Source organism: Vibrio sp. 10N.222.55.C6, from assembly GCF_041473395.1.
Lineage (GTDB): Bacteria > Pseudomonadota > Gammaproteobacteria > Enterobacterales > Vibrionaceae > Vibrio > Vibrio crassostreae_C.
In genome coordinates this window covers 41,614-54,306 of record NZ_JBFRSD010000013.1, presented here as the reverse complement: position 1 = coordinate 54,306, position 12,693 = coordinate 41,614, and the positions used below count along the sequence as shown (strand labels likewise).

Below are 12,693 nucleotides of genomic sequence, written 5' to 3'. Positions count from 1 at the left end.
TGACGCATGTATCCAATCATGGAATCAAGACCGAATTTTCAGAACCTATAACAGGCAGTATCGCGACAATATCGAAAAGCAAACCTTCTCAGGTTTAATGCGTTACCGCGATATCTCTTTGAGCGACACTCACACCTTTAATTTGAGCGTAAACACGCTGCCCGATTTCTAGATTTAACTCATCCAGCGCCCACAATGTAATGGTTGCCCATAGGTAGCACCCAGACTCTAACTCTAGCTCGACCTCGACACTCTGCTTATTTGTGCCTTGTTGGTGCGTCTCTACGCTTTTAATGGTCACTGGAAGGATGTTACGTATAGAAGTCCCTTTCGGCCGTTCTAGCGTGATAGAGACATCATTTGCCCTAACTTGCAGCCTCACTGTCGTACCAAGCTCACTCGATACTTTCTGAACCCATAACGACGTCGACTTTCCTAGCATCAGGCGAGACAGCGCATAATCGTCATTGTGTTCCGCTAATGTCGCTTCAAACAACGAGCTTTGCTCTGAGAAAGATTGCCAAGGTTGCATGGCTCTCGATGCCCAAACCTCTTCCGTCACACCCGACGAAATCACTTTGCCTTGGTCAATAATCACAAGGTGATTTGCCAAGCGTAAAATTTCATTGAGGCTATGAGTGACATAGATGATCGGTATTTGGACGGTTTCGGATAAGTTTTCCAGAAATGGCATCACTTCGCGCTTACGAGGCAAGTCGAGAGACGCTAAAGGCTCATCCATCAACAAAATGCTCGGCTTTGATAACAAAGCGCGGCCAATCGCCACACGTTGCTTCTCACCGCCAGACAAACGAGCTGGGTATCGGTCAAGCAATGAACCCAAAGACAACAGCGAGACTATTTGCTCAAAGTGCGCTTGATCGACGCTTTTCATACCGTATTTAAGGTTCGCTGCCACCTTCATATGTGGAAACAATCGCGACTCTTGGAACACATAACCGACGTTGCGTTTGTGAGTCGGCAAATTAATGCCATTTTCACTATCGAACAGTGTGGTTCCAGATACGCTGATCAGACCTTTATCGGGCTGTTTAAGGCCACTGATTGCATTGATAAGTGAGGTTTTACCCGCGCCAGAACGACCAAAAATTGCCGTAATGCCGCTACTTGGTAATTCCAAGTCGATATCAAAGAACGTTTCACCAAGTTGTTGTTGATATTGGAGGATCAAAGCACTCATGCATTGCCTCCCAAGCGTTGTGCTGACTTTTTGTTGAGCCACTCAGATAGCATCAATGAACCCAGCGCTATCACAATAGAAATGACACACAAACGCGCGGCTTCCATTTCAGCGCCAGGGGTTTCAATAAAGGTATACATAGCCAAAGGAATGGTTTGAGTTTCACCGGGAATATTTGAAACGAAGCTGATGGTCGCGCCAAACTCCCCTAGGCTTCTTGCGAATGAAAGCATGGTGCCGGTAATGACCCCTGGGATCATCAAGGGTAAAGTGATCGTGAAAAACACACGAAGAGGTGAAGCGCCTAATGTAGCAGCCGCCTCTTCAAGCTTACTGTCTACGGTTTCTAGGCTCAATCTAATAGAGCGAACCATCAGCGGCAACGCCACAACCACACAAGCGAGTGCCGCGCCCTTCCAGCTAAAGCTGAATACAATACCAAACACGTCATTGAGCCACGAACCTATGATACCTTGCCTGCCCATCATCACTAGCAGTAAATAGCCAATAACCACAGGTGGAAGTACCAAAGGTAAATGGACAATACTCTCAACAATGCTCTTACCTACAAATTGTTTCTTAGCAAGTAGCCATGCTAAGCCAATACCGATAGGGATAAGCCATAAGATTGCAAACCCAGCGACTTTTAAGCTCAGCATTAAGGCTTGGTATTCGTATTCCGATAAATACATCATTTAACGCACTTCAAATCCAAAACTGTTCAAGGTGTCTTTCGCTTTTTCGCTCTTTAGGAAAGTATAGAACTCTTCTGCCACAACTTTATCACTCAACTTCGCTACAGGGTAACGTATTGGTGTGTGCAGATCTGATGGGAAGGTCGACACTAGGTTTACTTCTTTAGAAAGCAACGCATCCGTTTTGTAGACAATGCCAAGCTTAGCTTCACTGCGCTCGACTAAGGCTAAGGCCATACGAACATTGTTACTTGGTGCCAATCGAGTTTTCACATCGTCCCATACACCTAACGTTTCTAACGCTTCTTTTGCATAGATACCAGCAGGAACCGACATGGTGTTACCCACTGCAAGCCTTTCATTAGTAAGCAGTTTAGCCCATTGTTCACCTTTTGATAGGTCTAACGTTACCGATGTCTCTTTAGGAGCAATCAGCACCAGTTCGTTTTCACATAGGTTTGTGACATTGTCACTATAAACCAATTTACGATCGACTAAATGCGTCATCCATTTCTCATTTGCCGAGATAAAAATGTCTGCTGGTGCTCCTCTTTCGATTTGTCGCACCAAAGACGACGTACTCGCGTACACAGGAATCACATCGACAGAATGGTCTTTCTCAAACTCTTCAACCAACAGATTAACCGCATTGGTCATCGACGATGCAGCGTAAACTCGTAGCTTTTCCGCAGCAAAAAGATGACTAGAACTCAATGCCGAAGTTAAAGCCATGGTTAAAAGGAAGACTCGCTTTTTCATTGTTATCACTTATCTATTGTTCGTTTAAGTTCTTTAGCTAACTTCTAAATGGCGGCTTAAGCTGTTAACTCTGGCCAAAGCAGATCAAGATTTAAGTACTCTTCGATGGCATCAGCGATTCGATTAATACCCAGCTCTTTAAGCTGTTCGTGGTCAATCGCGGTCACATCGTTGGCTCCTGCCCATTCGCAAATAAGCGACAACGCATCACTGTTGTCGAATACGCCATGCAAGTAAGTACCAAAAATCGAGTTATCTTGATTCACAGCGCCATCTAGGCTGCCAGATTCTAACTGAACCGGTAAGGCTGTTTCTTTGACATCAGTCCTACCTACGTGGATTTCATACCCTTTTACTTGTGCTGTTTTGCCATCCAGCGTCATGGTGCCGCGTACGTTGGTTAAGGTTTTCTGCTGTGTAAGGGTCGTTTCAGTATCCAGATACCCTAACCCTTCGCTGCTGCCGGGTTCCCCTTCAACGCCATCAGGATCGTGGATGATGTTACCTAACATTTGGTAGCCACCGCAGATACCCATCACTTTGCCGCCTAAGCGCAGGTGGCGTTGAATATCTTTATCCCAGCCTTGTTCTTTTAGGTAATCCAAATCTGCTCTTACCGACTTTGTACCCGGCAAGATAATTAAATCAGCATTGTTTACACGTTCGCCTTTACCGACATAACGTAAATCAATCGAAGGATTCAATCTTAACGCGTCAAAGTCTGTATGGTTGCTGATTCGGGTTAGCACTGGCACCGCCACCTTAAGCTTAGCTTCTCCGTAAGACTCTTGAGCAGAGGTAATGGCATCTTCCGCTTCTAAGTTAAAACCATGCAGATATGGCAACACACCAATCACAGGCTTGCCGGTTTTTTCCTCTAGCCAATCTAGGCCAGATTGAAGCAGTGCGATATCGCCTCTAAAACGATTTATCACAAAGCCTTTTACACGAGCTTGTTCAGATTCAGACAATAGAGCTAATGTCCCGTAGAGATGCGCAAAAACGCCACCACGGTCAATATCAGCAACGATGATCACAGGGATGTCCGCTTTCTCAGCAAATCCCATGTTAGCGATATCATTTTCACGAAGATTGATTTCGGCTGGGCTCCCCGCACCTTCAATCATCACGCTTTCATATTCTTCAGAAAGTCGGTCAAACGAATCGATAACTGTATCCATCGCCACTTTCTTGTAATCATGATAACCCGTCGCTTCCATGTTGCTCAGCGCTCGGCCTTGCAAAATCACTTGCGCGCCGGTATCTGAGTTGGGCTTTAGCAATACAGGGTTCATGTGAACGGTTGGCTCTATATTACAAGCTTGCGCCTGAACCGCTTGAGCACGGCCAATTTCGCCACCATCTTTTGTCACAGCACTGTTCAACGCCATGTTTTGTGGCTTAAAAGGTGCCACTTTGATTCCTTTCCTTGCCAAAACACGGCATAAACCTGCCACCAAAACACTTTTTCCGGCATCTGACGTTGTCCCTTGAACCATAAGGGCACTTAATGGTGCTCGCATTTGTACTTAAATCCTTAATTTCTTAATTTCTTAATTTTCAATTTATAGCTGTGGGCGATATTTCTCTGCGACCATCTTAACGTCATTGCCGAGTAGATGCTCAATAAAATGAATGGAAAATGAATGTGTTACTCACTCTGGATTCAACCCCAGTGTTGTTTAATAGCTCCATCGAAACGAAGCTTGTGAACGATAACAGGCGCTTCAACAAAAAACGTACTAACGAAAAGAAACGTTTCAAATTCAGAAAAACGTTTCTACTAAAAACAACATTAAGGGATTCACCATGAAAAAAACTGTATTAGCTATCGCATCTACTATTATCCTTGCTCCTACTTTCGCAATGGCTAGTGACCACAACAGCAATAATAATGTCAACAGCAAGCACGAAAGCGCTATTGCTTATACTGGCCCAATTGAAACCGTTTCTGTTGCGACACTACTTGCCGACACAAGCATGTTCGCAGAGCAAGAAGCAATTGTGGATGGCAAGATCGTTCGTCAACTTAAGAATGACACGTTTGTCTTCTCTGATGGCCAGAGTGAAATTCAAATCGAACTTGATGATGATATCCGCCTAGCACAACCACTGACCGCTGATACAAAAGTTCGTATCTTCGGTGAATATGAAGGTGGTAAGACACCTGAAATCGAAGTGGACCACATCCAGGTTCTATAAGCGATTAATATAAAAATACCGACTTCAAATAATTGGCCTGCATATTGCAGGCTTTTTTGTATTATACTGCCGCAAAATACAATTTATATGGAGTCACCATGCTAGGTTGCACGAATAAGACTGTCCTTTTAGGACTCGCTGCACTGTGTTCATTCTCTGCGTCTGCAAACAACTTTAACTACAACACATTCGAGCTGCGCATGGGTACTAGCCCAAGTACTTTCGGTGGTGAAGTCACAACAATGTTCACTCAGAACTCTCATTTTGTTGCTCGTATCGATTCAGAATTTGAAAGTGATTGGGATGCAGCGGTAGGTATGGGATTCAACGGCCCAATCAGTCAATTTGCTGACGTTACTGGCCAAATGTTACTGCACAACATTGAACGGAATGACGATAACCACATCAAAACAGAAATTAACCTTGGCTTGAGAGCTTGGTTAATGGCAAACGTTGAAGTTAACGCACGCCTTGGTCAACTGATCGACAACGATGACACTCGTTCAATTTTGGGTATCGGTGCTCGTTTCCATTCAACTGATCAACTGTCTGTTGGTCTTGATATGCGCAATAACGGCACATATGGCCACCAAATCTTAATGTCGGCTCGATTCGGATTCTAATCTAGATTTCAATTACTGAGTAATAAATAGCTAAACGTATTACATAGAAAAGCCCCGAACATATTAATGTTCGGGGCTTTTTTGTTTGTTAGTTTCGCTGGCTTTTAGTCGTTCACGACCTGAGCCAGCGACTTGCTTTATAAGCTAACCATCAGCATCTTTTTCTGGTGATCTAAGTACTCTTCATAAGTACCTTGGAAGCTCACTAGCTGTTGATCTTTTACATCGATGATGTGTGTTGCTAATGAAGAAACGAACTCTCGGTCATGGCTTACGAAGATAAGCGTGCCAGTGTAAACCTTCAACGCGTCGTTCAGGGCTTGGATTGCTTCCATGTCCATGTGGTTGGTTGGTTCGTCCATTACAAGCACGTTGATGTCTTGCATCATTAGCTTGCCGAATAACAGACGGTTCTTCTCACCACCAGAACAGTTACGCGCTTTTTTGTTCGCATCGTCAGCAGTAAACAATAGGCGACCTAGAATGCCACGTACCATAAGGTCATCGTGCTTCACTGTGCGCCATTGTGAGATCCAATCGAAGATGCTCAGGTCGTTATCAAAGTCAGACGTACTATCTTGTGGGCAGTAGCCTACAGATGCGTTTTCAGACCATTTTACGATACCTTCGTTTTGCTCTAGCTCTTGAACTAGGCAACGTAGCAGCGTGGTTTTACCTACACCGTTCTCACCGATAACCGCAAGACGAGTACCCGCTTCAAGCAGCAAGTTACCACCGGCAAACAATGTTTCGCCATCGAAGCCGTGACCAAGGTCTTGAAGTTCAAGCGCTTGACGGTGTAGTTTCTTACCTTCGCCAAAATCAATAGATGGGCTCATACGGCTCGATGATTTCACTTCATCAAGCGTGATCTTATCCATTTTCTTGGCACGAGAGCTTGCTTGTTTTGCTTTAGATGCGTTAGCACCAAAACGGTTTACGAAATCTTGAAGCTCGCTGATTTCAGCCGCTTTCTTAGCGTTGCTTGCTAAAAGCTGTTCACGAATCAAGCCAGATGCTTCTAGGAAGTACTCGTAGTTACCAGGGTAGACACGTAGCTCACCGTAGTCGATGTCTGCCATGTGTGTACACACAGAGTTCAGGAAGTGTCTATCGTGCGAAATGATGATCATTGTACATTTACGCTGGTTTAGCTCTTCAGCAAGCCAGTTGATCGTGTGAATGTCCAAGTTGTTGGTTGGTTCATCAAGAAGCAGGATATCTGGGTTTGCAAACAGAGCTTGTGCCAATAGCACACGCAGTTTCCAACCTGGAGCTACTTGCTGCATCAAGCCGAAATGGAACTCTTCTTCAATACCCGCTTGAATTAGGATGTCGCCAGCACGGCTTTCTGCTGTGTAGCCATCCATTTCCGCGAATTCACTTTCAAGTTCTGCGACTTTCATGCCGTCGTCTTCGCTCATTTCTGGCAAAGAGTAAATGCGGTCACGTTCTTGTTTTACTTCCCAAAGTTTTCTGTCGCCCATGATCACAACGTCGATAACGCTGTACTGTTCGAAAGCGAACTGATCTTGGCTTAGCACACCCAGTTTTTCTCCTGGAGTGATAGAAACGTTGCCCGAGCTTGGCGTTAATGCGCCACTTAGGATTTTCATGAACGTTGATTTGCCGCAACCATTAGCGCCGATCAAACCATAACGGTTGCCGTTACCAAATTTAGCAGAGATGTTTTCAAACAGCGGCTCTGCGCCAAATTGCATTGTGATGTTCGCGGTAGATATCAAAGAACTAATTCCTAAGCGTGTACTGACAGATAATTATTAGGCTATTTCAAGAACCTAAATAAGAAGTACGAAAGTATGGATTAAACAAAAATCGAAGCGCGGATTATATAGAGATCTCGATCACGTTGTCGAGGCTAAACAGTAAACGAATAGTAAACATAGACCATTTAGATGCTTTTCATACGTTATGGGGTGTAAATAAAAAAATCCCCACCAGCAGAACTGGTAGGGATTTCATTTATCAACACTAAAAGTCTTTTAAGCTCGTCACCTTTGAAACTATAGCTCTTCAAAACGAAAAGCTTTGATGACGAGCAGAACTTGTTATTTAGTAATTTTCTTCTGAACGTATTTTTTGCTCACGTCGACAACCGCAACATCTCTAAAGAAGCTTCTACCCAACAGAAGTGGGAAAGAAAGATGCGTTCGGTCGGCTAGCGTAAATTCAGTTTTGTCTTTTAGATCGCCAATTTGAATCGAAGCTACAACTACAGCGCGTCGTTGTGTGCCTTCTGCGCTTGATTGCTTGATCTTAACCCAGCGTTCTACTGGTAAGCTGATCTCTTCAGTTGTAATTCCGTCGTGTTCAATCTTGAACTTAACCCAGTCTTTGCCGTCACGTTCAAAATCAACAATATCAACTGCACTGATTGAAGAGGTTGTTGCACCGGTATCGACACGTGCTTTAAACGCTTCTTTTAAACCAGGAACAAACACCCACTCTTCTTCACCAAGAATCAGTTTGCCGTCACTTGTTTTTCTAACCTTCTCTACTGGTTTTTCAACAGGTGCAGGTTTTACTTCCGGCTCAGTTGGTTTTACTTCTTCAGGCTTCTCAGTAGGTTCCGTTACTTTCTCGCCTTCTGTTGCGTCAGTTTTTGAAGAGTCATCCACAACAGGTTGTTCGATTTGAGGCTTTTGCTCTGGCTCAACAGGAGCTTGAGTTGTAGCCGAACAAGCAAACAGGCCACCACTTAGCATTAAAACTACAATCGCTTTCCAATTATACATTCAGTCACCTTCTATTTTGAAACGTTTGCTATCGCTTTTGCTACATAAGGAATATGAGATTCGGAAAGGCCTGCGATATTGATGCGTCCATCACCAACACCATAGACTCCATATTCTTCACGTAATTGATTCATTTGAGTTTCTTTAAAGCCTAGTACACTAAACATGCCTTTATGGCTTTCAATGAAGTCAAACTGTGACGTGTTATAAGTATTTCGCAATTCATCACATAAACTTTGGCGCAGATTTAACAAACGTTGCTGCATTTCACTCAATTCTTGCTTCCAAATCGAGGTTAGCTCTTGATTCTGAAGAATTGTTTTAACCAAAGCTGCACCATGATCTGGCGGCATTGTGTAAGTTGAACGAGCAAGCGTTAGAAGCTTACCTTTAGCATTGCCAACGTGTTCGCTGTTTTTGCCAATCACGATAGCGGCACCCGTTCTTTCTCGGTATAAACCGAAGTTCTTCGAGCAAGATGTCGTAATCAACATCTCTTCGACGTTGTTAGCCATGTGTTGAAGACCTTTTGCGTCTTCTTCTAAGCCATCACCAAAGCCTTGGTAAGCAATATCAACGAACGGCAAGAAGCCATTTTTCTGCGATAGTTTGGTAATTTCCTGCCACGCCTCAAAGTCGATATCCGCACCCGTTGGGTTATGACAGCAACCGTGCAGTAGTACCACATCTGATGGACCCGCTTTTGAAAGGTCATCCAACATTCTTGCAGTATCAACTTGCTTCGTTTCAGGACTGAAGTAATTGTAATATCGAACTTTTAAGCCTGCCGCTTCCATCACCGGTTTGTGGTTAACGTAGCTTGGGTTTGAAATCCAAACCGTGGTGTCTGGTTGAGAAACTTTCATTAAGTCACCCAACATGCGAAGTGCACCACTTGCACCCGGTGTTTGAATCGCAGCTACGCGATCCATTGCAGAAGTCCCTTTAAGCAGCAGATCAACCATGCTCTGGTTAAACTCTTCACAGCCTGCTAGGCCAACGTAAGCTTTGGTTTTCTGCGTTTCAACAACGATATCTTGAGCCATAGAAACGGCTTTCATGATCGGAGTTTCGCCTTGATCGTTTTTGTAAACGCCAATGCCTAAGTCGACTTTATCAGTACGAGTATCGCCGCGGTAAGCAACAGAAAGAGATAGAATTGGATCTAAAGTTGGTTTTGGTAGATGTGAAAACATGAAAGTCACAACCCTTTGAAATTCAAGTAATGGCCTCCAAGTTATCATTTTATTTACAATTTAAGAAACAGAAATTCATCAAAGTTTTGATTTTTAGGAGATAACTCTAGTTGAGACTGGTGCAATCTAATATTCCCTATTCCATATAGTTCAATATTCAATCAATTTACAAATTTAGAACGTCATAAAATAAAAAAGCCTCAACAGAGAAGCTGAGGCTACTAATTTGCACTAATGTAGGTTGACGTTAACTAACGAAAGTCTACTAGAGTCGGAACCGATGAATGATTTGGTTTGAACTACCACGCCAATCCAACATTGGATCCGCTTTATCTTGCTCAAAACGACCATCAATCAAAGTATCAACATATTCAAGTACTTGCCTCTGCTTTTCGTCGAGTTCGTCGAGCTCGTAGCCCGTCCACATCCAGATGTCTTTGCCTTCACATTCTGCTTTTACACGCTGAACAAGCTTAAGCACTTCAGATACATTTGCAGGATGAAGAGGATCACCACCTGAAAGCGACAAGCCACGACGCTTAATTCGCGGATCATTGAGATCAGCGATAATGTGGTCTTGCAGTTCTTGAGTAAACAAATGCCCAGAGTCCAACCTTTGCGTCGATTGGTTATAACACCCGCGACACTGGTGTACACAACCCGACACAAACAAAGTGCAGCGTGTTCCAGGGCCATTTACAACGTCGATTGGGTGATATTGGTGATAATTCATAAGGCAGTATTGAAAACTCGTGATTACTTAATAGTTTGAGAAGATGTGTTGTAAAAGCTGAAACGAAAGAATTGGTATCGACATAACGCCGATACCAATCATATTTCTTGAAACGTAGCTCTTCTAAATAAGCTAGCTAATAATCTTAGAGCTTACTAAAGATGCTTCACTCGGCGTTTAACTTCTTCTTGCTTACCGAAGTTAAATGGTCGTGCATCTGGGCTACCAAGGTAACCACAAACACGGCGTGTTACCGATACTTTGGTTGAGTCGTGGTTGCCACACTTAGGACACGTAAAGCCCTTACTAGTACAGTCAAATTCACCGTTGTAACCACATTCGTAGCACTCATCAATCGGCGTATTTGTACCGTAGTAAGGAACACGTGTGTAGCTGTAGTCCCATACGTTTTCTAGTGCTTCGATGTTCTTCTGCATGTTCGGGAACTCACCGTAACAGATGAAACCACCACTAGAGATTTCAGGATAAGGCATCTCAAAATCGATCTTGTCGTATGGGTTCACTTTCTTCTGCACGTCTAAGTGAAAGCTGTTGGTGTAATAACCACGGTCTGTTACGCCATCAATCACACCAAACTCTTTGGTGTCGATGCTGCAGAAACGACTACATAGGTTTTCACTTGGTGTGCCGTATAGGCTGAATGCGTAACCTGTCTCTTTGGTCCAAGATTCTACTTCACGCTTCATGTACTCCACTAGCTCAAGCGCTTTAGCACGCATTTCGCCGTCGTCGTACAAGTGAACGTCTGTGCCGTAAAGCGCAGTCATTGCTTCGTGGATACCGATGTAACCAAGAGAAACAGACGCGCGGCCGTTCTTGAAGATATCGGCAATAGAGTCGTCTGCTTTCAATCGAACGCCACATGCACCTTCCATGTATAGGATTGGAGCAACACGTGCTTTCACGTTTTCTAGACGAGAAATACGAGTTTCTAATGCACGACGAGCCAGCTTGAGTTTATCATCAAGCAGTTCGTAGAACTTAGCCATATCTTGTTTTGCGTTAATCGCAATACGTGGCAAGTTCAAGCTAACAACACCTAAGTTGTTACGGCCTTCGTGAATCAACTCACCATTTTCTTCATAAGTATTCAAGAAGCTACGACAACCCATAGGAGTTTTAAATGACCCTGTCACTTCTACTACTTTGTCGTAGTTAAGAATGTCTGGGTACATACGCTTAGACGCACACTCTAGCGCTAATTGCTTGATGTCGTAGTTTGGATCTTGCTTCTGGTGGTTCAAACCATCTTTGATCGCAAATACCAGTTTAGGGAACACGGCTGTTTTACGGTTCTTACCCAAACCTGCAATGCGGTTTTTCAAGATTGATTGCTGAATCAATTTCGAGCCCCAGCTTTCACCTAAACCAAAACCAAACGTCACGAATGGTGTTTGACCATTAGCGGTATGCAGCGTGTTTACTTCGTACTCCAGAGATTGGAACGCGTCGTAACACTCTTTCTCTGTGCGAGAGATAGCAAAAGCTTCTGGGCTATGAATGTCCCACTCTTTCGCTAGCGATAAGTGCTTCTCGTAGCTCGCCATAACGTAAGGTTCAAGAACCTCATCGATGCGGTTAATCGTTGTGCCGCCGTAGATGTGACTCGCCACTTGCGCGATGATCTGCGCGGTTACCGCTGTCGCCGTAGAAATAGACTTAGGTGTGTCGATTTCCGCGTTACCCATCTTGAAGCCATGCGTTAACATGCCTTTCAGATCGATAAGCATGCAGTTAAACATTGGGAAGAACGGTGCGTAGTCTAGATCGTGGTAGTGAATATCACCACATTCGTGAGCATGTACGATATCACGTGGCAAAATGTGAGTTTTCGCATAGTGTTTAGCCACGATACCCGCCAGCAGGTCACGCTGAGTTGGGATTACTTTGCCATCTTTGTTCGCGTTTTCATTGATTAGATCAACGTTGCTTTCTTCGATCAAACCTTCGATCTCACGAGTTAAAGCGCTTTGCTTCTCACGGGCGATGTCGCGGTCATGACGATATTCAATGTAGGCACGAGCCAGAGACTTGTATGGTCCCTGCATTAGCTCGTTCTCGACCATGGTTTGAATTTCAGAGATATGAACTTCATCGTAGTCTTCGAGCTTCAACTCAACTGCTAATGCCACATTCAGTGCATAAATAGCAATTTCCTTATCGGCTTTGTCTGATGCTGCTTCCACTGCAGCTTGGATGCGATCTCTACTGAATGGAGCTCTTGAGCCATCACGCTTGATTACGATTGATTTCACCACTTCTCCTTACTCTTGAGGTATTCACAGACTTATCCACAAACACACTATATAGAGCGATTTATCGTTTAACTAACACTAGATATTGTGGCGTATTTAACGAGAACCACCAACTTTGAGTATTGATTTGGATCAATAAAAAGAGAACGCTGACTAAGATCAATTCAATATTATTACGCTAGTTCTCAAGTCGAAAAGAAACAATGTAACAATAAAAAAACTCCTAAAAAGAGTTGAATTTTTGGTAAGTGT

At 43.8% G+C, this 12,693-nt stretch carries 11 protein-coding genes; 2 read left to right on the top strand and 9 right to left on the bottom strand.

Annotated features, from left to right (window positions below; translation table 11 throughout):
- Nucleotides 1-94: 94 nt before the first annotated feature.
- Genes modC through AB4486_RS10880 form a run of 4 tightly spaced genes read right to left on the bottom strand, consistent with a single transcriptional unit; the run spans nt 95 to nt 4,178 of the window.
- Nucleotides 95-1,201 carry a molybdenum ABC transporter ATP-binding protein ModC gene (gene modC, locus AB4486_RS10895; RefSeq protein ID WP_017060109.1) on the bottom strand — a complete coding sequence of 369 codons (1,107 nt, stop codon included), beginning with the start codon at nt 1,199-1,201 and terminating at the stop codon, nt 95-97.
- Complete coding sequence (modB, locus tag AB4486_RS10890; protein ID WP_017060110.1) at nt 1,198-1,896, bottom strand: molybdate ABC transporter permease subunit; 699 nt, start codon at nt 1,894-1,896, stop codon at nt 1,198-1,200. Before modB ends, modC begins: the two co-directional genes overlap by 4 nt.
- The gene (gene modA, locus AB4486_RS10885) at nt 1,897-2,655 is read right to left on the bottom strand and encodes a molybdate ABC transporter substrate-binding protein (RefSeq protein ID WP_017060111.1); all 759 of its coding nucleotides are present in this window, start codon (nt 2,653-2,655) and stop codon (nt 1,897-1,899) included.
- 56 nt (nt 2,656-2,711) lie between these two features.
- Nucleotides 2,712-4,178, bottom strand: a complete 1,467-nt coding sequence (locus AB4486_RS10880; protein ID WP_017069093.1) for a cobyric acid synthase — start codon at nt 4,176-4,178, stop codon at nt 2,712-2,714.
- A 286-nt stretch (nt 4,179-4,464) separates the two neighbouring features.
- On the opposite strand from AB4486_RS10880, the gene AB4486_RS10875 reads away from it, so the two are divergent.
- Together AB4486_RS10875 and AB4486_RS10870 are read left to right on the top strand one after the other, a co-directional pair.
- Entirely contained in the window at nt 4,465-4,857 is a 393-nt protein-coding gene (locus tag AB4486_RS10875; protein ID WP_017064574.1) for a YgiW/YdeI family stress tolerance OB fold protein, read from the top strand.
- A 98-nt stretch (nt 4,858-4,955) separates the two neighbouring features.
- Nucleotides 4,956-5,480, top strand: a complete 525-nt coding sequence (locus tag AB4486_RS10870) for a hypothetical protein (protein WP_017060115.1) — start codon at nt 4,956-4,958, stop codon at nt 5,478-5,480.
- A 137-nt stretch (nt 5,481-5,617) separates the two neighbouring features.
- On the opposite strand, the gene AB4486_RS10865 is transcribed toward AB4486_RS10870, so the two are convergent.
- From AB4486_RS10865 to nrdD, 5 genes are all read right to left on the bottom strand, one after another.
- A complete protein-coding gene (locus AB4486_RS10865) occupies nt 5,618-7,225 on the bottom strand; it encodes an ABC-F family ATPase (protein WP_080582218.1) in 1,608 nt (535 codons plus the stop codon).
- 324 nt (nt 7,226-7,549) lie between these two features.
- Nucleotides 7,550-8,236 carry an ATP-dependent zinc protease gene (locus AB4486_RS10860; protein WP_017069095.1) on the bottom strand — a complete coding sequence of 229 codons (687 nt, stop codon included), beginning with the start codon at nt 8,234-8,236 and terminating at the stop codon, nt 7,550-7,552.
- Nucleotides 8,237-8,247: 11 nt separating this feature from the next.
- Nucleotides 8,248-9,432, bottom strand: coding sequence for an amino acid aminotransferase (locus tag AB4486_RS10855; protein WP_017060118.1), 1,185 nt, complete (start codon nt 9,430-9,432; stop codon nt 8,248-8,250).
- A gap of 265 nt (nt 9,433-9,697) precedes the next feature.
- A complete protein-coding gene (gene nrdG / locus AB4486_RS10850; RefSeq protein ID WP_017064571.1) occupies nt 9,698-10,165 on the bottom strand; it encodes an anaerobic ribonucleoside-triphosphate reductase-activating protein in 468 nt (155 codons plus the stop codon).
- Between the two features lie 155 nt (nt 10,166-10,320).
- A complete protein-coding gene (gene nrdD / locus AB4486_RS10845) occupies nt 10,321-12,441 on the bottom strand; it encodes an anaerobic ribonucleoside-triphosphate reductase (RefSeq protein ID WP_017064570.1) in 2,121 nt (706 codons plus the stop codon).
- Between the last annotated feature and the right edge of the window lie 252 nt (nt 12,442-12,693).

What these genes read in the sequence shown, in the direction of transcription:
- modC (WP_017060109.1), bottom strand. Translation starts at nt 1,201, where the DNA reads ATGAGTGCTTTGATCCTCCAATATCAACAACAACTTGGTGAAACGTTC.
- modB (WP_017060110.1), bottom strand. Translation starts at nt 1,896, where the DNA reads ATGATGTATTTATCGGAATACGAATACCAAGCCTTAATGCTGAGCTTA.
- modA (WP_017060111.1), bottom strand. Translation starts at nt 2,655, where the DNA reads ATGAAAAAGCGAGTCTTCCTTTTAACCATGGCTTTAACTTCGGCATTG.
- AB4486_RS10880 (WP_017069093.1), bottom strand. Translation starts at nt 4,178, where the DNA reads ATGCGAGCACCATTAAGTGCCCTTATGGTTCAAGGGACAACGTCAGAT.
- AB4486_RS10875 (WP_017064574.1), top strand. Translation starts at nt 4,465, where the DNA reads ATGAAAAAAACTGTATTAGCTATCGCATCTACTATTATCCTTGCTCCT.
- AB4486_RS10870 (WP_017060115.1), top strand. Translation starts at nt 4,956, where the DNA reads ATGCTAGGTTGCACGAATAAGACTGTCCTTTTAGGACTCGCTGCACTG.
- AB4486_RS10860 (WP_017069095.1), bottom strand. Translation starts at nt 8,236, where the DNA reads ATGTATAATTGGAAAGCGATTGTAGTTTTAATGCTAAGTGGTGGCCTG.
- AB4486_RS10855 (WP_017060118.1), bottom strand. Translation starts at nt 9,432, where the DNA reads ATGTTTTCACATCTACCAAAACCAACTTTAGATCCAATTCTATCTCTT.
- nrdG (WP_017064571.1), bottom strand. Translation starts at nt 10,165, where the DNA reads ATGAATTATCACCAATATCACCCAATCGACGTTGTAAATGGCCCTGGA.